This window comes from Mycobacterium gordonae (assembly GCF_017086405.1).
Lineage (GTDB): Bacteria > Actinomycetota > Actinomycetes > Mycobacteriales > Mycobacteriaceae > Mycobacterium > Mycobacterium gordonae_D.
Genome location: NZ_CP070973.1, coordinates 211390 through 231971, shown reverse-complemented (window position 1 = coordinate 231971; position 20582 = coordinate 211390). Strand labels below are relative to the sequence as shown.

The 20582-nt window shown below is 68.1% G+C and carries 19 protein-coding genes; 11 read left to right on the top strand and 8 right to left on the bottom strand.

What is annotated here, in order from left to right; genetic code table 11:
- Positions 1 to 37: 37 nt before the first annotated feature.
- Complete coding sequence (locus JX552_RS01035) at positions 38 to 3628, bottom strand: PE family protein (RefSeq protein WP_205875695.1); 3591 nt, start codon at positions 3626 to 3628, stop codon at positions 38 to 40.
- 521 nt (positions 3629 to 4149) lie between these two features.
- On the opposite strand from JX552_RS01035, the gene JX552_RS01030 reads away from it, so the two are divergent.
- Complete coding sequence (locus tag JX552_RS01030; protein ID WP_205875694.1) at positions 4150 to 4824, top strand: TetR/AcrR family transcriptional regulator; 675 nt, start codon at positions 4150 to 4152, stop codon at positions 4822 to 4824.
- A gap of 10 nt (positions 4825 to 4834) precedes the next feature.
- Here the strand turns inward: JX552_RS01030 and JX552_RS01025 are convergent, their stop codons facing one another.
- Positions 4835 to 5875 (bottom strand): LLM class F420-dependent oxidoreductase, encoded by a 1041-nt coding sequence (locus JX552_RS01025; RefSeq protein WP_205875693.1) that lies wholly within the window; start codon positions 5873 to 5875, stop codon positions 4835 to 4837.
- Between the two features lie 2 nt (positions 5876 to 5877).
- Positions 5878 to 6294, bottom strand: coding sequence for a nuclear transport factor 2 family protein (locus JX552_RS01020; RefSeq protein WP_205878128.1), 417 nt, complete (start codon positions 6292 to 6294; stop codon positions 5878 to 5880).
- Between the two features lie 120 nt (positions 6295 to 6414).
- Here JX552_RS01020 and JX552_RS01015 point away from each other — a divergent pair, with 120 nt between their 5' ends.
- Genes JX552_RS01015 through JX552_RS01005 form a run of 3 tightly spaced genes read left to right on the top strand, consistent with a single transcriptional unit; the run spans position 6415 to position 9413 of the window.
- Entirely contained in the window at positions 6415 to 6978 is a 564-nt protein-coding gene (locus JX552_RS01015) for a PadR family transcriptional regulator (protein WP_205875692.1), read from the top strand.
- 24 nt (positions 6979 to 7002) lie between these two features.
- Positions 7003 to 7947: a patatin-like phospholipase family protein gene (locus JX552_RS01010; protein WP_205875691.1), complete on the top strand. Its 945-nt coding sequence runs from the start codon at positions 7003 to 7005 to the stop codon at positions 7945 to 7947.
- Entirely contained in the window at positions 7944 to 9413 is a 1470-nt protein-coding gene (locus tag JX552_RS01005; RefSeq protein ID WP_205875690.1) for a flavin-containing monooxygenase, read from the top strand. Before JX552_RS01010 ends, JX552_RS01005 begins: the two co-directional genes overlap by 4 nt.
- Here the strand turns inward: JX552_RS01005 and JX552_RS01000 are convergent.
- Complete coding sequence (locus tag JX552_RS01000; protein WP_205875689.1) at positions 9391 to 9951, bottom strand: TetR/AcrR family transcriptional regulator; 561 nt, start codon at positions 9949 to 9951, stop codon at positions 9391 to 9393. The two genes, JX552_RS01005 and JX552_RS01000, sit on opposite strands and share 23 nt — an antisense overlap.
- A gap of 94 nt (positions 9952 to 10045) precedes the next feature.
- Between JX552_RS01000 and JX552_RS00995 the strand changes: the two genes are divergently transcribed.
- Genes JX552_RS00995 through JX552_RS00970 form a run of 6 tightly spaced genes read left to right on the top strand, consistent with a single transcriptional unit; the run spans position 10046 to position 16004 of the window.
- Positions 10046 to 10447 (top strand): hypothetical protein, encoded by a 402-nt coding sequence (locus JX552_RS00995; protein ID WP_205875688.1) that lies wholly within the window; start codon positions 10046 to 10048, stop codon positions 10445 to 10447.
- Complete coding sequence (locus JX552_RS00990; RefSeq protein WP_205875687.1) at positions 10444 to 11934, top strand: FAD-dependent oxidoreductase; 1491 nt, start codon at positions 10444 to 10446, stop codon at positions 11932 to 11934. Before JX552_RS00995 ends, JX552_RS00990 begins: the two co-directional genes overlap by 4 nt.
- A gap of 18 nt (positions 11935 to 11952) precedes the next feature.
- Positions 11953 to 13167 carry a GNAT family N-acetyltransferase gene (locus JX552_RS00985; protein WP_205875686.1) on the top strand — a complete coding sequence of 405 codons (1215 nt, stop codon included), beginning with the start codon at positions 11953 to 11955 and terminating at the stop codon, positions 13165 to 13167.
- Between the two features lie 2 nt (positions 13168 to 13169).
- Positions 13170 to 14114 (top strand): NAD(P)/FAD-dependent oxidoreductase, encoded by a 945-nt coding sequence (locus JX552_RS00980; RefSeq protein WP_205875685.1) that lies wholly within the window; start codon positions 13170 to 13172, stop codon positions 14112 to 14114.
- Positions 14115 to 14163: 49 nt separating this feature from the next.
- Positions 14164 to 14796 carry a TetR/AcrR family transcriptional regulator gene (locus JX552_RS00975; protein WP_205875684.1) on the top strand — a complete coding sequence of 211 codons (633 nt, stop codon included), beginning with the start codon at positions 14164 to 14166 and terminating at the stop codon, positions 14794 to 14796.
- Complete coding sequence (locus tag JX552_RS00970; protein WP_205875683.1) at positions 14793 to 16004, top strand: acyl-CoA dehydrogenase family protein; 1212 nt, start codon at positions 14793 to 14795, stop codon at positions 16002 to 16004. The genes JX552_RS00975 and JX552_RS00970 overlap by 4 nt, the downstream gene beginning before the upstream one ends.
- Positions 16005 to 16008: 4 nt before the next feature.
- Here the strand turns inward: JX552_RS00970 and JX552_RS34395 are convergent, their stop codons facing one another.
- The 3 genes from JX552_RS34395 to JX552_RS00960 all read right to left on the bottom strand — a co-directional run bounded on the left by JX552_RS34395 (position 16009) and on the right by JX552_RS00960 (position 17546).
- Positions 16009 to 16179 carry a hypothetical protein gene (locus JX552_RS34395; RefSeq protein WP_488663602.1) on the bottom strand — a complete coding sequence of 57 codons (171 nt, stop codon included), beginning with the start codon at positions 16177 to 16179 and terminating at the stop codon, positions 16009 to 16011.
- A 17-nt stretch (positions 16180 to 16196) separates the two neighbouring features.
- Positions 16197 to 16799 (bottom strand): mycothiol-dependent nitroreductase Rv2466c family protein, encoded by a 603-nt coding sequence (locus tag JX552_RS00965; RefSeq protein ID WP_205875682.1) that lies wholly within the window; start codon positions 16797 to 16799, stop codon positions 16197 to 16199.
- Positions 16800 to 16889: 90 nt separating this feature from the next.
- Entirely contained in the window at positions 16890 to 17546 is a 657-nt protein-coding gene (locus tag JX552_RS00960; RefSeq protein ID WP_205875681.1) for a hypothetical protein, read from the bottom strand.
- Between the two features lie 287 nt (positions 17547 to 17833).
- On the opposite strand from JX552_RS00960, the gene JX552_RS33090 reads away from it, so the two are divergent.
- Positions 17834 to 19243 (top strand): PE family protein, encoded by a 1410-nt coding sequence (locus JX552_RS33090; RefSeq protein WP_205875680.1) that lies wholly within the window; start codon positions 17834 to 17836, stop codon positions 19241 to 19243.
- Here JX552_RS33090 and JX552_RS00950 read toward each other — a convergent pair.
- On the bottom strand, positions 19240 to 20436 hold the full coding sequence (locus JX552_RS00950; RefSeq protein ID WP_205875679.1) for an acyl-CoA dehydrogenase family protein: 1197 nt from the start codon (positions 20434 to 20436) through the stop codon (positions 19240 to 19242). The genes JX552_RS33090 and JX552_RS00950 overlap by 4 nt on opposite strands.
- Positions 20437 to 20582 lie beyond the last annotated feature (146 nt).

Below are 20582 nucleotides of genomic sequence, written 5' to 3'. Positions count from 1 at the left end.
TGCGCCGTGTTCGCTACCCGAACTGCAAGATCGGTGGTCAACCAACGATTCCGTCCGGGCCGTCCGCACCCGGGGAACCGCCCAGTCCAGCCCCGCCTCCGGAACCGCCGAGGCCAGGTGTGGCATCGACCGCGGCCGGAGCAAAGGCGTTGCCCCCCGCGCCGCCGGCGCCGCCGGCGGCCGAGGGTGCTGAACTGTTTCCGCCATCCCCACCGTCGCCACCACTGGCCGGCCCGACTCCTGATGTTGCCCCTCTACCGCCCGCACCGCCGCTGCCGCCGACGGTGCCGTCGGCGCCGGCACCGCCAGCGCCGCCGGAGGCAGATCCAGCAGAAGTCGCGTTATTGACCTGCGCTTCGCCGCCGTTTCCGCCGGCCCCACCGGTGCCGGTGCTACCGCCCCCGGTGCCGTCCGCCCCGGCGCCGCCGAATGCGTCGCCGGTTCCCTCATTCAGGGCGAAGCCACCCGATCCGCCGGCGCCGCCACCTGTGGGGCCGGCGCCGGCGGTACCGCCTTCGCCGCCGAGGGCGTCACCAGCTCCTCGATGGCTGCCGATACCACCCGTCCCACCTTTACCGCCGGTTCCGGCGGTAACGTCCCCGCCCGCTCCGCCGTCACCGCCGATAGCTCGTGTCGTCGCAACGCTACTGCGGCTGAACCCCGAGCCGCCCGTGCCGCCCTCGCCCTGCAAGCCATCCGTGTTGTCGACGCCTTGCCCCCCGGCACCGCCGGCGCCACCAACGGCGTCAAATGTCGAGGCACTGTTGTCGATCTGCGCGGTGCCACCTCTTCCACCGTTTCCGCCGCCGCCGACGGTGCCCGTGCCGCCCGCTCCGCCGTTGCCAGGGTTGACGTTTCCGGTTCCGGACGTGAGCGCCAAACCGCCGCTCCCACCGGCGCCGCCAGTCGTGCCGGTCCCACCTTGCCCGCCATCCCCGCCGGTGGCAGTGGACCCAGACGCGCTCTGGGTGATGCGCGCAACGCCACCCTTACCGCCGGCCCCGCCGACTCCGGTGATGCCGTCTCCGCCAGCCGCACCGTCACCGGCCGTGGCGCTTCCGGTTCCGTTGACTTGCGCTGATCCGCCCTCCCCGCCGGCACCGCCGACGGTGCCGTCCCCGCCGGCCCCGGCTGTCCCCCCCGTCGCGGATCCTCCGGAAGCCATGTTGTTGACTTGCGCGAGTCCGCCGTCCCCGCCGTCCCCGCCGTTTCCGGTGGCCCCGCCACTGGTGCCGGCCGCGCCGGCGCCACCGAAGGCGTTGCCAGTTCCCTGGTTGACGGCAAGGCCACCGCTGCCGCCCCGGCCGCCACCCGCGGGACCGATGCCGCCGGCTGCCGCGGCGCCCCCGACGGCATCGCCCGCACCGGTATGAATCGCCGTACCGCCGAGGCCGCCGACGCCTCCGATTCCAGCAGTGGCGTTGCCACCGACGCCGCCGTCACCGCCGATCGCCGCCGTTGTGGCCACAACGCTGTCGTGTTGCGCGAAGCCGCCCATCCCGCCGGCACCACCACGGCTGACACCATCACCACCGGCTCCGCCCCGCCCGCCGACGGCATCGGCAGTCGAGGCGGTATTGGTGATTCTGGCCTCGCCGCCGCCCCCACCGGGCCCGCCTTCTAGCGTGATGCCGATGCCACCAGCTCCGCCGGCGCCAGGGGCGACGCGTCCGGTTCCGCTGGTAGACGCCAGACCACCGGCCCCGCCCCAACCTCCGTTGGCGCCGTCGCCACCTCTACCGCCGGCACCCCCGGTGGCAGTTGCCGACGAGGCGCTGCTAGAAATGGTCGCGCTGCCGCCAGCGCCACCGGCCCCGCCCGTGGCGGTGAGGCCGCTACTGGTGCCATCGGCGCCGGCTGCGCCAATGGCGTCACCGGTTCCGGTGTTAAGCGCATCGCCCCCGGCCCCGCCGTTACCTCCCCCTCCAGCACCCGAGCCGCCAACCCCAGCGGTGCCGCCGATAGCGGTGCCCGCTCCGTCGTGGATGGCACTACCGCCCGCTCCTCCTGTTCCGCCACGGCCATTGACGGCACTACCGCCGTCGCCCCCGGAACCGCCGACCGCGCTTTCTGTTCCGGTGTTGTAGCCGGTACCGCCGGCCCCGCCGGCGCCACCTACGCCGCTGCCGGTGCCGCCGCCCCCGTCGCCGCCGGCGCCGCCGATCCCGCCCATCGAACCGCTGTTGCCCCCGCTCCCACCGTTACCACCGACAGCTCCGCCGGATGCTGCGTCACCTCCGACCCCGCCTGTTCCGCCGAATCCGTATTTGCCGCCGTTACCGCCGTTCCCGCCTTTGCCGCCAGGCGTGCCAGGCGCCGCGAGGAGGTCACTGGCCGCGTCGTAGCCGGCGCCCCCGGCACCTCCGTTCCCGCCGTTGCCGGGTATCAGATTGCCCGTGGCGCCGACAGCGCCGGCGGTGGCACCCACACCGCCCGCGGCACCTCCGGCGCCGCCCACGCCCACGCCGCCCGCGTCGCCTCCGGTGCCGCCGCTGCCACCGGTTGGATTGGCGGCGCTACCCTTGCCACCCATCCCGCCGTCACCTGGTGCGCCAGCGTCTCCACCCGCTCCGCCCGCCCCCCCGTTACCGTTGGCGCCTGCGATGCCGGTCAGCGCCGAACCGCGCCCACCAGTGCCGCCCATGCCGCCGGAGCCGCCGTTGCCACCTGTACCGCTGTCGCCGCCCGTACCACCGGAGGCGCCCGCGGCCACGGCGTCCCAACCGGCGCCGCCTATGCCGCCGGTTCCCCCTGCGCCGCCCACCCCGCCCTGACCGCCGGCCCCGCCGGCACCGTGCAGCAGCCCACCGTTGCCGCCAGCACCACCCATACCGCCATAGCCACCATCACCACCGATGCCGCCGGCACCGCCCGCGGCCGTCGAGGTGCCGGGGTTGCCCGCTGTGCCGTTTGCGCCAGCGGCGCCGGCCCCACCGATGCCGCCGGCACCGCCGTTCCCGAGTAACCACGCGCTACCACCCGTTCCGCCGGGGCCCGCGATCGCACCGGTTACCCCAATCCCGCCGACACCGCCGGTTCCACCATCGCCCCACAACCAGCCGCCACTTCCGCCGACACCGCCCGCGGCACCTCCGACCCCCCCAACACCGCCGACACCGCCGGTACCGATTAGTCCGGCCGCGCCGCCAGCGCCACCGGCTTGTCCGGGCGCCCCCGATCCTCCGTTGCCGCCATTCCCCCACAAGATCCCCCCCGGACCGCCGGCCTGCCCGGAGCCCGGCGCGCCGTCAGCGCCATCGCCGATCAACGGGCGGCCAAACCACATGCTGGTGCGCGCGTTGATGTCACTCAGCACCTGGTGCCCGGCAGCCTGCAAGGGCGACGTATTGGCCGCCTCCGCGGCAGCGTACGCGGCCCCGGCTTCGCTCAAGGCTTGCACGAATTGCTGCTGAAACGCCGCCGCCTGTGCGCCGATCGCCTGGTAGGCCTGGCCATGGCCCGAAAACAGTGCCGCGATCGCCGCGGAGACTTCATCAGCCCCCGCAGCCAGCACCGCAGTTGTGGAGATCGCCGCCATGTTATTAGCGGCGTTCACGGACGAACCGATGCCGGCCACGTTCGCGGTGGCCGCCGCTAGGAGGTCTGATGCTAAGAAAATGTATGACATCGCGGCGCTCCCGACTGGCTTATCTGAATGGCGTAGTGAGCTGAGAGTGAAGGTAGATATTAGGGCCCCTAAGCTTAATTCGCTGCAATTCCACCAGAACTCTTGCGATAGCCATGGTGAGCCCGACCGCTCGATGAGCCAATGACCGCGCTTGCCGACACGAGCTAACGATCTTGCCGGCTCGCCGCCGCACGCGCAGGCTAGAACTTCGTCGAATCGACCTGGAAGACTGGCTAACTGGTGACAGCCACGGTCAGCACTGCGTCGGGACATTCCCGGTGCGAATTTGTTCGTCGACAGTTACGCGAAGATGAATTCATATCACTAGCGGTGGTGTTCCTCCGTGTTATTCCGCCAATGGATAGCGGTGAGGGCGCACGAACTCTGGGTCATGTAGGCCCCTCTTAGCTATTCCCGGCCGGCGCCGGCCCGAGACGCACGCATGTCTGAGAGCCAACCCGGGCTGGGGTGCCCGGCCCCCGTTATGATCGCCGCATGTCAGCGGCACGGACGAGCCGGTAGTGGCACGTAGTCACGGTTGGGCGGGCAATCCGCCCGCCTCCGACGAGGACGCGATCGCCCGCATCCTGGACGCGGCTGACGCGATCGTCGCCGACCGGGGGTCCGCGATGCGCATTGCCGACGTCGCGCGGGATCTGGGTGTGACGCGCCAGACCGTCTACCGCTATTTCCCGGGCACCGAGGCGCTGTTGGTGGCCACCGCCATGCGATCCGGCGACGGGTTTCTCGAGCAGCTGGCCGAACACGTCAGAGGTCAGGCTGATCCGGTCGGGGCAATGGTGGCGGGCCTGGCGTTCGCGATAGAGAACCTGGCCGCTGACGATCGCATCCGGCTCATCCTCACCGAGCGGCACCAGGGTGGCGCGGTTCCGTCGATAACGTCTGAAACGGCGGTGACGTTCAGCCGAGCGATGCTGCACCGCTACGACGTCGACTGGGACGCGAATGGTTTCGACGACGCCGCGTTGGACGAGCTCTCCGAATTCTGCCTGCGGATATTGCACTCGTTTCTCGTCGACCGCGGGCATCCGCCGCGCCGCGGCGCCGACCTGCGTCGCTACCTGGCGCGATGGATCGGACCCGCGATCATCTATCCGCGTTTCGCTGAAGCGATGAATTCGATGACCGGTGTTGCAGTCCCTCCGGGTTCCTCCCGCCGCCGTCCCGCGTCCTGAGCTCGCAGGCTCAGTCGACCAGCCCGCGCAGCTCCTCGACGAGCTTGACCCGCTCCGCTGCCGTCCCCGCGATGGGTACCACGTTGAGCGTCGTCACCCCTGCTTCCCGGAACGCGGCCACACGTTCGTTGACGAACTCTCTGGTGCCGATCAGGTTGAGATCGCGCACCAGGTCGTCGGGAACAACCTTGGCGGCGCCTTCCTTGTCGCCGGACAGGTACAGCTCCTGGATGCGGTCGGCCTGTGGGCCGTAGCCGTACTTGGTGGCCAGGGTGTGATAGAAATTCTTTCCCTTGGCGCCCATGCCGCCGATGTAGAGCGCCAGGTGCGGCTTGACGAATTCCCTTAGCGGCTCGACGTTTTCGCCGATCGCCAAGGTGGGTCCGGCATACACTTCGAGGTCGCCCAGGGCAGGATCGCGCTTGGACTTGCCTGCCGCCAGGGCGTCGCCCCACACGTCCTGCGCCTTCTCCGGCAGAAAGAAGATCGGCTGCCAGCCTTCGGCCAGTTCGGCGGCCAACTCGACGTTCTTGGGCCCCAACGCGGCGATGAGGATCGGGATCCGTTCCCGCACAGGGTGATTGATCAGCTTGAGCGACTTCCCCAGGCCGGTGCCCTGCTCGGGCGGCAGCGGCACCGTGTAGTACTTACCCTGATATTTCAGCGTCTCGCGGCGCCACACCTGCCGGCAGATCTCAATGACTTCGCGGGTGCGTCCGATCGGCGCGTCGTAAGGAACCCCGTGGAAACCCTCGATCACCTGTGGTCCGGAGGCGCCCAGCCCGAGGGTGAATCGGCCGTCGGAGACGTAGTCGAGGCCGGCGGCGGTCATCGCAGTGAGCGTGGGGGTCCGGGTGTAGAGCTGCAGAATGCCCGAGGCCAACTCGACGCGATCGGTGCTGGCGGCCAGATACCCCAGCGTGCTCACCGCGTCGAACGAATATGCCTCGGGCACAAACGCAATGTCCAACCCGGCGCGTTCCAGGTCGGCCACTTCGGCGGCCACTTCCTTGAAGCCACCGGCGTAGTTGATCGCCAATCCGATCCGCATGGTCAGCTGCCCTGACCCAGTCGGGAGGCGAAGTCCAGCGCCTCTTCGGTGATCCGGTCGAACTGCACGCCCATCGCCTCCTGCAAGGCTTTGGCGCCGGACAACGGCCGCACCATCACCATGAAGTCGTCGATCAGGCCGTCCTCGTTGAAGTGCAGGAAGTCGCAGCCGGTGACTTGCTTGCCGGCCGCCAGCGCCTCGAACACGAACGCGTGGTCGCGGCCGTTATCGTCATGAATCTCCCGGACGTAACGGAAGTCCTCGAACACCCGCAACACCCCGCGCAGCAGCGCACTGGTCATCGGCTTGCCGACGTACGGTTTGAACACGATCGGGCTCGTGAACACCACGTCGTCGGCCAGCATTGCCTCGACGGCTTCCACGTCGTGCGCCTCGACGGCCTTCCGGAAGGGGTGCATGAGAAACCTCGCCATAGTCAATTCGTTGAGTGGATGAGCTCGACGCTAGATCCTGGCCGCGCTTATGTCCATAGGCAAATAATCACTTTGTTGAATAGGTGCATCGTGTATTATCAGCGGATGTCGCTGCGTGATGCCGTGCTGACCGCGCTCCTCGAACGTGAGTACTCGGGGTACGACCTGGCCAAGGAATTCGACGCCTCGGTCGCCAACTTCTGGATGGCCACGCCGCAGCAGCTCTACCGCGAGCTCGACCGGCTGTCCGAGCAGGGCCTGATTCGGGCGCGGGTCGTGCACCAGGAACGGCGCCCCAATAAGCGCATGTTCTCGCTGACCGACGCGGGACGCGAGGCGATTCAGCAGCTCACCGCCAGGGCACCCAAGCCGTCGATGATGCGCGACGACCTGATGATCAAGGTTGCCGCGGCCGATGCCGGCGACACCCCAGCCGTTCGCGACTCGATCGCAGAACGTCTGCAGTGGGCCCAGGCAAAGCTCGAACGCTATGAACGGCTGCGGGCCCGCCTGCTCGCCGGCCGCAGCGAGGAGGAGTTCGTGACCGACGCCGAACGGGTCGGCCCTTACCTGACCTTGCTGCGTGGCATATCTTTCGAGCAGGAAAACATCCGCTGGGCCGAGCACGCGCTGAAGATCATCGAACGCAGGTTGCCGGCACGGGCGTAGTTAGCCCGGCACACAAGGAGACCCGTGACAACGAGAGCCTCTAAGACGGCTTTGGTCATCGGTTGCGGCGGCACGATCGGCGGCGCGTGGATCGTCGCCGCTCTGCATGCACTGGCCGACCAGACCGGAACCGAACCCACGAAGGCCGACATCCTGCAGGGAACGTCGGCCGGCGCCGAGATCGTCACCATGCTCGGCGGCGGCGCCACGGTCGCCGACCTGGTCGCTATGCATCGCGGGCAGGCGTCCGACGAAAGGCTGTGCCGGCACATGGGTGACACCCCGCCCGGCCTGCCCCCGCTTCCGCGGCCACGGTTGCTCAATCCGGCGTTGCTGCGGTCGCAGTCCGGCCTAGCCGCGCTGACCGGGATCGCGCCAACCGGCCGCGGCGACGCCGACTGGCTGCAGCGGTTGGCCGACGGATTTGCGTCGTCCGACCGATGGCTGGCCCATCCCGGCGCACGGATGGTGGCCTACGACGTCCAGGCCGGCCGGCGGGTCGTGTTCGGCGGACATGAATCACCGGAAGTGACAGTTGGCGAGGCACTTCGAGCATCCTGGGCTATTCCCGGCTGGATGCCGCCGGTGACCATCGGCGGACGCACCTACGTCGACGGCGGGGCGGCCTCGACGGCCTCGGTGGACCTCATCGGACCCGCGGACGCCGACGTCATCTACGTGATCGCGCCGATGGCCTCGTCACCCGGCGTGCGCGTCCCGGGAATTGGCGGCGTACTCGAGGACCGGCTGTTGCGGCGCCCGATGTCGTCCGGCCTGTGGTCCGAGATCGCCACCGCGCGGGGGCGAGGTCAGCGCGTGGTCCCGATCGTGCCGACGGTCGCCGACCTTGCCGGCCTCGGTGCCAACTTCATGAACCGCGCCCGCCGCCGGGCCGCATTCGAGGCGGCCATGACCACGGTACCCGCCACCGTGCGTGAAGCACTGGCGCACAGCGAGATCGACGCATGAGCCGGGAACCGTGCGTCGTGATCATCGGCGCGGGACTTGCCGGCATCACCGCACTGCACGTATTCACCCAGCGCGGTTTTACAGATGTCACTGTGCTCGAGAAGGCATCCGACGTCGGCGGGGTTTGGCACTGGAACCGCTATCCGGGTCTTCGCTGCGACGTCCCTTCGCAGCTCTACCAGTTCGGCTGGGCGCCGAAACCCGACTGGTCCCATATCTGGGCGGAGGGAAGCGACATCCAGCGCTACCACCGTGGCGTGGTCGACTCATTGGGACTCGGCGACCGGATCCGTCTGAACACCGAAGTCGTTGCCGCGCAATGGAACGAAGATGCCTCCAGCTGGGCGCTGACCACAGCGACCGGCGAGCGGATCGAGGCGGACGTGGTTGTTTGCGCGACCGGGGTGCTGCACCATCCTGCGGTGCCCGACATCGCCGGCCTCGACGAATTTCCCGGCCCGGTGGTGCACACCGCGCGTTGGGACGACAGCGCCGACACGCGCGGCAAGCACGTCGCGGTGATCGGGACGGGTTCGACCGGCGTGCAGGTCATCTCGGCGCTGCAACCCGAAGCCACCTCGATCGCCCATTACGTACGGTCGCCGCAGTGGATTCTGTGGGCGCCGATGTCGTTGCGCCAGAGTGCGTTTCTCAGCACGGCGCTCAAACGGTTTCCGGCGGGCCATGATCGGTTGTATCAGGCATTGCTTTGGGTATCGGGGATTCTTGCCGACGTCACCACTCGCCCGTCGTGGCGGCGCCGCATGGTGCAGAACTATGCCCGGCTGTGCCTTCGGCTGCAGGTGCGCGACGAGGCGCTGCGGCAGAAGCTGACCCCCGACTACCAGCCGCTGTGCAAGCGGCAGGTGGTCTCCGGAAACTACTACCGCGCAATCCAATCCGGTAACGCGGAGCTGGTGACCGACCGGATCACCGAAGTCACTCCGACCGGGATTCGAACCGCGGACGGCCGGCACCGCCACGCCGATGTCATCGTGCTGGCCACCGGATTCCAGGCGCACAACTACATGCGGCCCATGGAGATCACCGGACGCGACGGCCTCACCATCGACAAGGCCTGGGCCGGCGGGCCGCGCGCCTATCGAATGACCGCAATTCCGGGGTTTCCCAACCTGTTCACCGTGCTGGGTCCCAACTCCCCGACCGGATCCATCTCGCTGCAGTACTCGGCTGAGCAGACTGCTCACTACATCGCACGGTTCCTGCAGATGCTGCGGGACGGCGCCGCGTCATCGGTCGAGGTGACCGAGGAAGCCACCGACGAGTTCAATGCCGCCGTGGCAGAGGCCATGACGCCGACCGTCTGGAACACCGGCTGTAACTCCTGGTACCGCACCGACAGCAACACGATCGACCTGTGGCCGTGGGACCGCGCGACCCTGACGTCCATGCTGGACGCGCCGGAAACGGCGCACTTCGATATCAGGCCGGCGCAGACCCGGTGAGGTAGTGCGCGAGCACCGGCCGCAGCCATTCGACGAGTTGCGCATCGTCCATGTCAGCCACCGCCGGGATGCATAGGATGTAGCGCGCCGTCGCAAGGCCCAGAATCTGGGAGCCCACCAGCGCGGCGCGTTCAGCGGCGCGGTCCGGGACGGCGGTGGCCAGGGCTGGGGCGACACGGTCGACAAACACTTCCAGCATGGCCGCGGCTGCTGCCTTGTTGGTGGCCGCCGCGCGTAGCAGCGGCAGCAGGGCACCCTCCGGGCCCCAGACCGAAACGAAGAGCGGCATCAGGACGTCGGCCAGGCGGTCGGGCGCCACGTCAGACAGGTCAGGGAAGGTGATGTCGAATCGTGAAGCGGCAGAGAATAGTTCTGCCTTGCTGCCGAAGTAGTGCATGACCAGCGCCGGGTCCACACCGGCCGCCGCGGCAACCGACCGAATGGTCGTGCGCTCAAAGCCGTGATCGCCGAACTGCGAACGCGCAGTCGCCAGGATCGTCGCTCGGGTGGTCTCGCCGTCACGCACCTTCGGGGCCATGCGTGCAGTGTATTCAACGACTGTTGACACGATCTAGGGCAGGGTCTAGCCTCAGATTCAACAGTTGTTGAACTCAAGACAGGAGGTTACGGCCGTGCCCGTCACCGCCATCCAGATCGGCCTCGACCCCGAGGTGATCGACTACTCCTCGCCCGACTTCGCGCAGTTCCAGGGGCTGACCAAAGAGCGGCTGCGGGCGGCCAACGACGACAACGTCGCAGCGCTGCGTGCGGCCGGTTATCGCGTCGACAACTGCCTGATCGACTTCGGCGAAGCGGGGGCCAGTAAAGCCCGGCAATGGCTGGAAGCCGGTCACTACGACGCGGTGCTCATCGGCGCCGGCGTTCGGCTGGTCGCGAGCAACACGCTGCTGTTCGAGTCGATCGTCAACGCGGCGCACGTCAGCCAACCCGGCTGCCGGTTCGTCTTCAACCGGGGCGCCCAGTCCACGCCGGACGACATCCGCCGCTGGTACCCGGAGGCGATGGCGCGATGACCAGTCACGATGTTGACGTCGTCGTCGTCGGCGCCGGACCGACCGGACTGACCGCCGCGGGCGACCTGGCCCGGGCCGGACGATCGGTCGCGGTGCTGGAGCGCTGGCCCTCTGTCAACCCGGCCAGCCGGGCGTTCGCCACGATGGCACGCACCCTCGAAGTTCTCGACGCGCGCGGCCTGGCCGACGAGCTGCTCGCCGATGCGTACCGGGCGCCGGGCGTCGCGATCTTCGGCGGCGCGCGCATCGACCTCACACACCTGGACTCGCCGTACCAATTCGTGATGATCACCCCGCAGACCAAAGTCGATGCGGCGCTGCGTGGTTACGCCGTCGCGCAGGGCGCCGAGATCCGGCGTGGTGTCGAGGTCACCGGGCTCGATCAGGATGCCGACGGGGTGAGCGTGACCACCCACGGCGACGAGTGTTGGCGCGCACGGTATGTGATTGCGGCCGACGGTGCGCACAGCACCGTTCGCACGTTGGTGGGTGCCGATTTTCCCGGCAAGACGATCTTGTCGTCGATCGTGCTGGCCGATGTCAAGCTCGCACAGGCGCCGGTCCGCGAGGGGTTGAAGGTGGGCAGCACGCGAGACATGTTCGCGTTCCTGGCCCCCTACAACCGGGATTCCTGGTACCGCGCCATGGTGTGGGATCGCCACCATCAGGTGCCCGACACCGAGTCTGTGACCGACGACGAAATCGTCGGCATCCTCGGTCAGGCGATGGGTGTCGACCTCGGGGTGCAGGAAGTGGCTTGGAAGTCGCGGTTCCATTGCGACGAAAGGCAAGTCAGGAACTACCGGCACGGCCGGGTGTTCCTCGCCGGTGACGCCGCACACGTGCACTCGCCGATGGGCGGCCAGGGCATGAACACCGGCATTCAGGATGCGGTGAACCTGGCGTGGAAGATCGACGCGGGGCTGGGCGGCGCCGATGACGCCGTCCTGGACACCTACCATGACGAGCGCCATCCGATCGCCAAGCGGGTGCTGTTCCAGTCCGGCCTGCTGGCGCGGGGGGTGACGCTGCATCCGCGCCCGGCGCGTGCGGCGCGAAACTTTCTGGCGCCCAGGCTGCTTCGGATGCCCCGGGTGCGTGACGCGGTGGCCGGCAGCTTTGCGGGAACCACATTGCGCTACCGGCGCAGACGCGGGCAGAGCCCGCTGGTAGGCACCCGTGCGACGCAGATTCCGCTGACGGCGAGCGGCGTCTGCGAGATTCAGCGCTCACCCGGCTTTCTGTTGATTCGCGAGCGCGACGCTGCACGGCTGGACACCGAGCTGGCTCAGGCGCAGCGGGCCGACAGTGGCCCGGCGCTGCTGGTGCGTCCCGACGGGTATGTGGCCTGGGCCGGCCCGTCGGCCGACGGGGCGGCGTGGCGGGCTGCGCTGGCCTGGTGGACGGGTTCACCCTGCGCTGCGGGTGGGGAAGTTCGAGTGGGTAGCGCCGTCAACGCAGAGCCGAATCGTCGACTTCCGGAGTGAGCGCGGCATGATGGCCTAATGGGCTCCGACATCCGCGTGCTCGAGCGCGAGGACGAATTCCTGGCTGCGGCGAATGTCTTTCGCGCCGCAATGATCGGGTTTCCACCGCCCAACCTGCAGCCCGGGCAGATCGCCACACTGCTCGAACCTGGCCGCGTGATCGGCGCATTCGTCGACGATCAACTGGTCGGCACCGCCGACGCCGTGACGAGCCGGCTGACGCTTCCCGGTGGCGCACTCGTCAGCCACGCCGCGGTGACGCACATCGGGGTGCTGCCGTCGTTCACCCGCCGCGGCCTGGCCACCGACCTGGTCCACCATCAACTGCACGACTTCGCCGCTCGCGGAGAAGTGGTCGCGACGCTGCGCGCATCGGAGGCCACGATCTACGGCCGCTACGGCTACGGCGTGGCCAGTTCGACGCAAACCGTCGAAGTTCAGACCGCGCGGGCGGCGTTTCGTCCAGACTTGGGCACCGGTGGCCCGGTCCGGCTGCTGGATGCGACCGGCGCGTGGGACACGCTGTCGCGCATCTACTGCGAGCATCGGCCGGTGCGGCCCGGAACGATCGACCGCCCCGCGGTGTGGTGGCAGGCACGCCGTCTGCGAGGCGAATCGTCGCCAGGCCCAGCCTATGTCGCCGTGCACGGCAAGCCCGGGTCCGAGTCCGGGTTCGCCCGATACCGTCCGATCGACACCGAGCAGTGGTTCGTCAGCGACCAGCGCACCATCGTGGTCGAAGACTTCTTCGCGCCCACCGTCGATGCCCATCTCGGGCTGTTGCGCTTCCTGTTCGGGCTCGACCTCATTGACCGCGTGGTCTTCTGGATGATGCCTGTGGACGATCCGCTGCCGCTGCTGCTGCTGGACCGACGCGCAGCAAAGATCACCGCAGTGCACGACGAGACCTGGCTGCGCATCGTCGATGTGCATCGGGCGCTCGCCGCGCGCAGCTACGCCGGCGACGACACCATCGTCATCTCGGTCACCGACCCACTGCTACAACGTAATTCGTCCACCTTCGCCATCACCGGTGACGGTGCTGCGCCGACGGACCAGCGGCCGCAGCTACGGGTCGGCATCGAAGGACTCGGCACCGTGCTGCTCGGCGACACCAGCTGGCGTAGCCTCGCGGTCGCCGGCCTGGTCCAGGCCGACGATGCCGGCATGCTCGCCGCCGCCGACCGGCTGTTCGCGGTGCCCGATGCGCCGTACGCCGGTTTCTACTTCTGAGCATGATCGTCATCGTCGGTGCGGGCATCTGCGGCCTCGCCACCGCCTACGAACTGACGCGCCGCGGCGAGCGTCCGATCGTGACCGAGCGCGGGGAGCCATTCGGCGAACAGTCCACCGGACTAGCTCGGATCTTTCGCATCGCCCACCGGCGCGCCGCGCTCTGCGGTCTGGCTCAGCGCGCCCGGGAAGGTTGGCGGCGTTGGGAATTCGAGTTCGGGCTTAGGTTGCTCGGTTCGGAAGGATTTGTCACCACCGGGGCGCTCGACGCCGTTGCCTCCGCCATGACGGAAGCTGGCGCCGCGTATTCTTGGCTCGACCGAGCTCAGGTCACGGCGCTAGTTCCTTTTCTACAAAACCCCTGGGAAGTCGGTGTTTACGATCCCGGTGGCGGCGCCCTACGCATTCGGCGTGCGCTGGAGGCCCTGGCCGCCCGGGTGACACTTCGACGCGGCGAGGTCGTTTCGGTCGCCGACGACGGATCGACCACGCTCGCGGACGGCACTGTCCTGCGAGCCGACCGTGTGCTGATTTGCGCAGGAGTGAAGACGCCGGAACTTTACGGTCCGCTCGGGATCGAATTTTTCCCCCACACCCGCTTCACCTACGAAGGCGGGTCCGCTTCCGGCGCGGCGTGTCTGTCTGCACCCGAAGGTTACGGACTGCCAATCGGTAGCACGGGCCGGTGGGCCTTCGGCCAGGGCGACCCGGACCCGGCGGTCGTGCGACAGTTGTTCCCGTCGTTGACCCCGGTGAGCCGGGTCGATTGCGTGACGGCGCGCGCGGCCTGGCTTGACGACGGCGGCGACGGCTGGTGCCTCGCACGGCGTGGCCGCGTCCTGGCGTTCGTCGGCGCCAATCTGATGAAGTTCGGGCCCCTGCTCGGCGAATTGCTGTCGCAGGCCGTCCTGGGTGAGGAACTTCCCGACGAGCTCGCCGTCATCTGAGTCACTTGCGGATTTGCCTCCCGCCATGGTGAGTGAGTACTCTCTCACCATGGTCACCGAGCCGACCCGCGGACGCGACCGGCTGCTGGCCGAGGCGCTGAAACTGTTCGCCGCCAAGGGTTATGCGGCAACGTCGGTGGCCGACATCCAGCGCGCCGCCGGCCTGGCACCGGGGTCTGGAGCGCTGTACAAGCACTTCGGCTCCAAGCGTGAACTCCTCGAAGCCGCGGTGACCCACCGCATCGACCGGATCGTTGCCGCTCGGGAGCAATACGACGCGAGAGAGCCGACCAGCCTGGACGACGCGGTACGCACTGCGGGTCAGCTGATCTGGGGCAACTTCAAGCAGAGCGAGGACCTGCTCAAGGTCATGCTGCGCGAGCCCGACGAACTCGGCGATCTCGACGAGAAGACCTGGCAGGTCATCACCGACAACGCCTACCAACGGTTCGCCGACGAGCTCACCGCGTCCAACACTTCCGGCCGCACCCAGATCCCCGATCCAGATGCGACGGCGGCCACCGCGATCGGCTCGTTGTCCTACGCCGCAACACTTCAGGCGCTCACCGGACGGCTGCCCGGCAACATCGACGAAGACCGCTATTTCGAGGCGTGGGTCAACCAGACCGTCAGCGTCCTCACGCATTACCGCACCCCCCGAAACACAGGAGAAGAACCGTGACATTTTCCATGCAACTCAGCGACGACGTGATCGAGGTGCGCGACTGGGTGCACAAGTTCGCCGCTGACGTCATCCGCCCGGCGGCGGCCGAGTGGGACGAGCGGGAGGAGACGCCCTGGCCGGTGATCCAGGAGGCCGCCAAGGTGGGTCTGTACTCGCCGGACTTCATGGCACAGCAGGCCGCCGAGGAGACCGGGCTAGGCATGCTCACCACGTTCGAGGAGATGTTCTGGGGCGATGCCGGCATCGCGCTGTCCATCATGGGCACCGGGCTGGCCGCAGCGGCACTGGCGGGCAACGGAACTCCCGAACAGTTGGGTCAGTGGCTTCCGGAGATGTTCGGTACCGCCGAGGAACCGAAGCTGGCCGCGTTCTGCTCGTCCGAGCCCGACGCGGGCTCGGACGTCGGCGGCATCCGCACCCGCGCCCGCTACGACGAGGCGGCGCGCGAGTGGGTGCTCAACGGCACCAAGACCTGGGCCACCAACGGCGGAATCGCCAACGTGCACATCGTGGTGGCGTCGGTCTATCCCGAACTGGGCACCCGCGGCCAGGCCAGCTTTGTCATCGGCCCCGACACCAAAGGCCTTGCCCAGGGCCAGAAATTCAAGAAGCACGGCATCCGCGCCTCGCACACCGCCGAGGTGGTGCTCGACAATGTCCGCCTGCCAGAGGACGCGATTCTCGGCGGCCGGGAGAAGTTCGAGGCACGCATCGCCCGGGTGAAGTCCGGCGCCTCCGCGGGCGGCCAGGCGGCCATGAAGACCTTCGAACGCACCCGGCCCACCGTCGGTGCCATGGCCGTCGGGGTGGCCCGGGCGGCCTATGAGTACGCACTGGAATACGCCAGTCAGCGTGAGCAATTCGGCCGCAAGATCGGAGAATTCCAGGCCGTCGCGTTCAAGCTGGCCGACATGAAGAGCCGCATCGACGCCGCTCGCCTGCTGGTGTGGCGGGCCGGCTGGATGGCCCGCAACAACCAGAACTTCGAAGCGGCGGAAGGCTCGATGGCCAAACTGGTGGCCAGCGAGACCGCGGTCTACGTCACCGACGAGGCCATCCAGATCCTGGGCGGCAACGGCTACACCCGTGACTACCCGGTCGAACGTATGCACCGCGACGCGAAGATCTTCACCATCTTCGAAGGCACCAGTGAGATTCAGCGTCTGGTGATTTCGCGAGCGCTGACCGGGCTGGCCATCCGGTAAGCCCTCACCACCGCTTCTTACCGAACAAGCCCGGGCGCGGGCGGGAGGGTTCGGATAGCTCGTGTCCGTCGCACCACTGGTCGGCGGGCACGGTGCGCCGGACCGCCTGCACGTGCAGGCCGCAACCGGCCCAGGTGGTCTTGCCGCAGACTCGGCATCGCACCGCGTGACACATCCGAAACCCCCTGGGCCTTAACCGCTGCGTGGTCGTTGCAATTGGGCGAACTGCGGGATCGCACCCAACGCTCCCACCGCATCGAACAGCGTCTCAACCATCTCCGGATCCGGCGGGGCGGTCAGCACCGGACCGAAGAAACTGTGGCCATTGATGCGCACGATCGGGCTGCCTCCGGTTTCACCGAGAGCGTCCTGCCCGGCCTGATGGCTGCGCCAGACGAGTTCGTCCCACGACGAGTCTGACAGCACGTCGATCGTGACGTCCCAGGATTTCACGGCATCCAGCACCTGCCCGATGAGCCGGTCGTCGATCGGTTCGGACCGGTCGAGGTATCGCTCGGCGAATGCGAAATACGCATTCGCAAGACCGGCATTGCCGTGCTGGTCGCGAATTGCGGCCATCAGCCGTCCAATTCGCTCGGAATCACGCATCCGGGACTGCTGCTGGGGTGGCATTTCCCTGCCCTCGTTCAGCACCGACAGGCTCATCAGCCGCCACTCGATGACCACGCCGGTCTTGTCGGCAACAGCTCTCAGCCAGCGGGCGGTGTTCCACGAAAATGGGCACACCGGGTCGAACCAGATGGTCACCGGTGCTCCGGGCGATTCGTCGGGCATGGCGTCGACTCCTTTCAGTCCTACGACATACCATACCCCCTATGGTATACATTCGAGCAACGCGGGCCCGCGAATGAGCGTGCGGAGGACCTACGCGGCCCCTTTGCTTGCCAGCGCCCTGCCCACCGAAGCGGGGACGACGTTGCCGACAACCGAAAGGCCGGCCAACCGCCGCCAGGACCGGATTGCATGACGCGTCATCTCGATGATGCGGCCCGCGCCGTTGTCCAAGTTCGCCAACCGATGGGCGCGCAGGGCATTGCCGGTCACGGCATCCAGCGTGTCCCATGCCTCAACATCGGACAAAGACGTCGATTGATATGCGGCGCGGACGGCGTATCTCTCGGCGCCGGGAGCCATCTTCGCGCTGATCTCCCGGGCGACCCGAGCCGCCCTGTCCCAGCTGGCGATGTCGGGCATCTCACCGGGAGGCAGCGTTCGATGCAGTTCGGCGATTTCCGAAATCACGGCGGCCGCAGCATGATCCGCATAACGCACCACGCCCCACGGAGGGCTGACCAACAGCTTGGACACCCAGGACCGAATGACAGTCTCGCCAACCTCCGCGGTCCCGACCGTCAGCCAGCCCAGGTCGATGGCGAGCACGGCGTCCTGCGGAGCCAAATAGCCGTCGGGCCCGGCGAGCTGGTCGTTGCACAATTGGACGAACGCGGCCAGCGGACGCGCCGAGGTCGCGGGAAAGTCGGTGATCTGCTCGTCGCCGTTGATGTACGAAATAACGTTCATCGCACAGCCTTTGGAGGAGCCCGGTTGGTGCGATCCCCGTGCCAGTCGCAATGGGTGAGTGATGCGCTCCAGATCCACGTGACTCCTCACCGGTTGCCGGATGAACGCCATTGTATGGCCGGGGCCCACACCCGGTGTATCGACACGGCGGAGCGGCAAGACCGCGTACTTTGCACCAGATGCAACGTTAGATTCGGAATCTTCTACTGGACGCGTGGTATCGGCACTTCTAGCGTGAGCTGACATGGGCGCTCTTCGCGTCCGACAGCTTGACCGTAGGAACACCGATGCCGAAAGTTACTGCCTCACCGACGATTTTCAGCACTGCCGCGGCTGCGCTCAGCGCGGCCGTCAGCAGACCCACCACCGCGACCATCGCCGCCGGCGGCGACGCGGTCTCGGCGGCCGTGGCAGCGCTGTTCAACTCCCACGCTCGCCAGTATCAGGAATTCAGCGCCGCCGCGGTCACCTTCCACCAGCACTTCGTTCAGCTCGTCGCCGCCGGCGCCGAGCACTACGCCAACGCCGGGACCGGTGCACAACCACAACCGCTGCAGAGTCTGCTGACTAACCCGGTGCTGGCCCTCACCGGACGACCGCTGCTGGGCGACGGCGCCGACGGGGCGGCGGGCACCGGCCAAGACGGCGGCGACGGCGGTTGGCTGTGCGGCCACGGCGGCTGCGGCGGCTCCGGGGCTCCCGGGCAGAACGGCGGCCACGGCGGGTCCGCCGGTCTGTTCGGCACGGGCGGCACCGGCGGCCGGGGCGGAGCTGGCATCGACGGCATCGGCAGTCAACCGGGATTGCCGGGTGGTCGGGGAGGCGACGGCGGCGCAGGCGGGTGGATCTGCGGCCACGGTGGCAACGGCGGAGTAGGCGGCGACGGCGGCACCGCCGGCGGTGAGGGATCCAGCTCGACCCGCTGTGGCGGCGACGGCGGCGCGGGCGGCTACGGCGGGCCCGGCGGTCTGCTGTTCGGCCGTGGTGGCGCCGGCGGCAACGGCGGTGACGGCGGGGATGCCACCGGCTCCACAGTGCGCGGCCAGGTTGGTGGAATCAGCGGACGGGCCGGTGACGGGGGAGTTGGTGGGCGCGGCGGCTGGCTGTGCGGAGACGGCGGCCCCGGTGGCGACAGCGGGCATAGCGGGTCGTTTCGCCCGGACCACAGCGTCGTGGCCGGCGCCAGCGGCAGCTACTTCGGTGCATCCGCCGGCCGCGGCGGACATTCGGGCTTGATCGGCACTGGTGGCAACGGAGGAAACGGCGGTCGAGGAGGCGCGGGGCAGCCGGTGACGTCGGCATCCGCATCACGAGGCGGCGACGGTGGCGACGGTGTTGACGGAGGCGACGGAGGCAGTGCCGGATTGCTCTGGGGCCACGGCGGTTGCGGTGGCGCCGGTGGCGACGGCGCCAAAGGCGGAAACTCGGTCAACCCCGCGGGCGAGACCGTCAACGGCAATGGCGGCTGCGGCGGATTCGGCGGATCGGGCGGGCGCAGCGGGCTGATCGGCAACGGCGGGACAGCCGGTCCCGGCGGCACGGGCGGAAACGGCGGAAGGGGTGGCGGCCGCGGCGGCGAATCCGGCCCCGGCGCACCCGGCGGGGTCGGTGGAGACGCCCGAATGTTCGGCATCAGGGGCAGCGCCGGCAGACCGGGACGCGACGGTCATCCATCGCCTTCGGCGCTCGGGGCCTAACGGAATGCCGGTATGCCCGTGATGGCATGGCCGACGATGAGGGTGTGGATCTCGCCGGTCCCTTCGTACGTCAGCACGGATTCGAGGTTGGCCATGTGTCGCATCACCGGGTACTCCAGCGTGATGCCGTTGGCCCCCAATATCGTGCGCGCGGTCCGGCAGACATCGAGCGCCTGTTGCACGTTGTGCCGCTTGCCGTAGCTGACCTGTTCGGGGTGCAGCTGGCCGGCATCCTTGAGTCGGCCGAGATGCATCGCAAGGAGGTAAGAATTGTTGACCTGCGTCAGCATGTCAACAAGTTTGGCCTGGGTAAGCTGGAATCCCGCTATGGGAGAGCCGAATTGAGTGCGGCTGGCGGCGTAGTCAAGCGCGGTCTCGTAACACGCCCGTGCCGCACCAACCGCTCCCCAGGCAATGCCGAACCGGGCCTCGTTCAGACACGCGAGCGGTGCCCGCAACCCCTCAGCGCCGGGCAACAGGGCCTCGGCTGGCAGCCGGCAATTGTCGAACACGAGCTCCCCCGTTGTCGACGCCCGAAGCGACATCTTGTGCTGAATCTCGCGGCTCACAAAGCCCGGTGTTCCCCGCGGCACCACGAACCCACGGATGCAGTCGGAGTCCCGGGCCCAAACCACGGCGACATCGGCGATGTCACCGTTAGTGATCCACATTTTGGTGCCGTTGAGCACCCACTGGCCGTCCTCGAACCTGGCGGTGGTGCGCATCCCGGCCGGATCGCTGCCGGCGTCCGGTTCGGTCAGGCCGAAGCAACCTATGGCCGAGCCACGCGCCATCACCGGGAGCCACATCTGTTTCTGCGACTCGCTTCCGAAACGCCAAATGGCGAACATGGCAAGCGACCCCTGTACCGAGACGAAACTGCGCAGGCCGCTGTCACCCGCTTCGAGTTCCATGCAGGCCAGTCCGTAGGAAACGGCGTTCGTACCTGCACAACCGTAGCCCCGCAGATGCATGCCGAGCAGACCCAAATCTCCGGCCGCAGCAGGGAACCCGTCCGGCAGCCGACCAGCGGCATATGCCTCGGGCAGGCGTTCCAGCATGTCTCGGCGGACGAAATAGCGCACCGTGTCGCGGATCAGCCGCTCGTCTTCGGACAGGCCCAAATCGATGGCGAGAAAATCACTGGCGCTCAACGGTTTCCGGGTTGGTTGGGAAGTGTCGATGGTCGTCATCGCGGAAGCCTCGTCTCGTGGTCGCCTGCCGTCCGGAAAACGGTAACCAGACGCGTCATAGGGCGTCCAGCAGAAGCTTCTTGAAAGATCGTTGCGCTTTGCCGAAGTGACAAGCATCGGACATACCGTTGCGAGAGATGCAAGAT

Bases quoted from the DNA above. Each gene is read 5' to 3' on its own strand.
- JX552_RS01035 (WP_205875695.1), bottom strand. From the start codon at position 3,628: ATGTCATACATTTTCTTAGCATCAGACCTCCTAGCGGCGGCCACCGCG.
- JX552_RS01025 (WP_205875693.1), bottom strand. From the start codon at position 5,875: ATGCGGATCGGATTGGCGATCAACTACGCCGGTGGCTTCAAGGAAGTG.
- JX552_RS01020 (WP_205878128.1), bottom strand. From the start codon at position 6,294: ATGCACCCCTTCCGGAAGGCCGTCGAGGCGCACGACGTGGAAGCCGTC.
- JX552_RS01015 (WP_205875692.1), top strand. From the start codon at position 6,415: ATGTCGCTGCGTGATGCCGTGCTGACCGCGCTCCTCGAACGTGAGTAC.
- JX552_RS01005 (WP_205875690.1), top strand. From the start codon at position 7,944: ATGAGCCGGGAACCGTGCGTCGTGATCATCGGCGCGGGACTTGCCGGC.
- JX552_RS01000 (WP_205875689.1), bottom strand. From the start codon at position 9,951: ATGGCCCCGAAGGTGCGTGACGGCGAGACCACCCGAGCGACGATCCTG.
- JX552_RS00990 (WP_205875687.1), top strand. From the start codon at position 10,444: ATGACCAGTCACGATGTTGACGTCGTCGTCGTCGGCGCCGGACCGACC.
- JX552_RS00985 (WP_205875686.1), top strand. From the start codon at position 11,953: ATGGGCTCCGACATCCGCGTGCTCGAGCGCGAGGACGAATTCCTGGCT.
- JX552_RS00980 (WP_205875685.1), top strand. From the start codon at position 13,170: ATGATCGTCATCGTCGGTGCGGGCATCTGCGGCCTCGCCACCGCCTAC.
- JX552_RS00975 (WP_205875684.1), top strand. From the start codon at position 14,164: ATGGTCACCGAGCCGACCCGCGGACGCGACCGGCTGCTGGCCGAGGCG.
- JX552_RS34395 (WP_488663602.1), bottom strand. From the start codon at position 16,179: ATGTGTCACGCGGTGCGATGCCGAGTCTGCGGCAAGACCACCTGGGCC.
- JX552_RS00965 (WP_205875682.1), bottom strand. From the start codon at position 16,799: ATGCCCGACGAATCGCCCGGAGCACCGGTGACCATCTGGTTCGACCCG.
- JX552_RS00960 (WP_205875681.1), bottom strand. From the start codon at position 17,546: ATGAACGTTATTTCGTACATCAACGGCGACGAGCAGATCACCGACTTT.
- JX552_RS33090 (WP_205875680.1), top strand. From the start codon at position 17,834: ATGCCGAAAGTTACTGCCTCACCGACGATTTTCAGCACTGCCGCGGCT.
- JX552_RS00950 (WP_205875679.1), bottom strand. From the start codon at position 20,436: ATGACGACCATCGACACTTCCCAACCAACCCGGAAACCGTTGAGCGCC.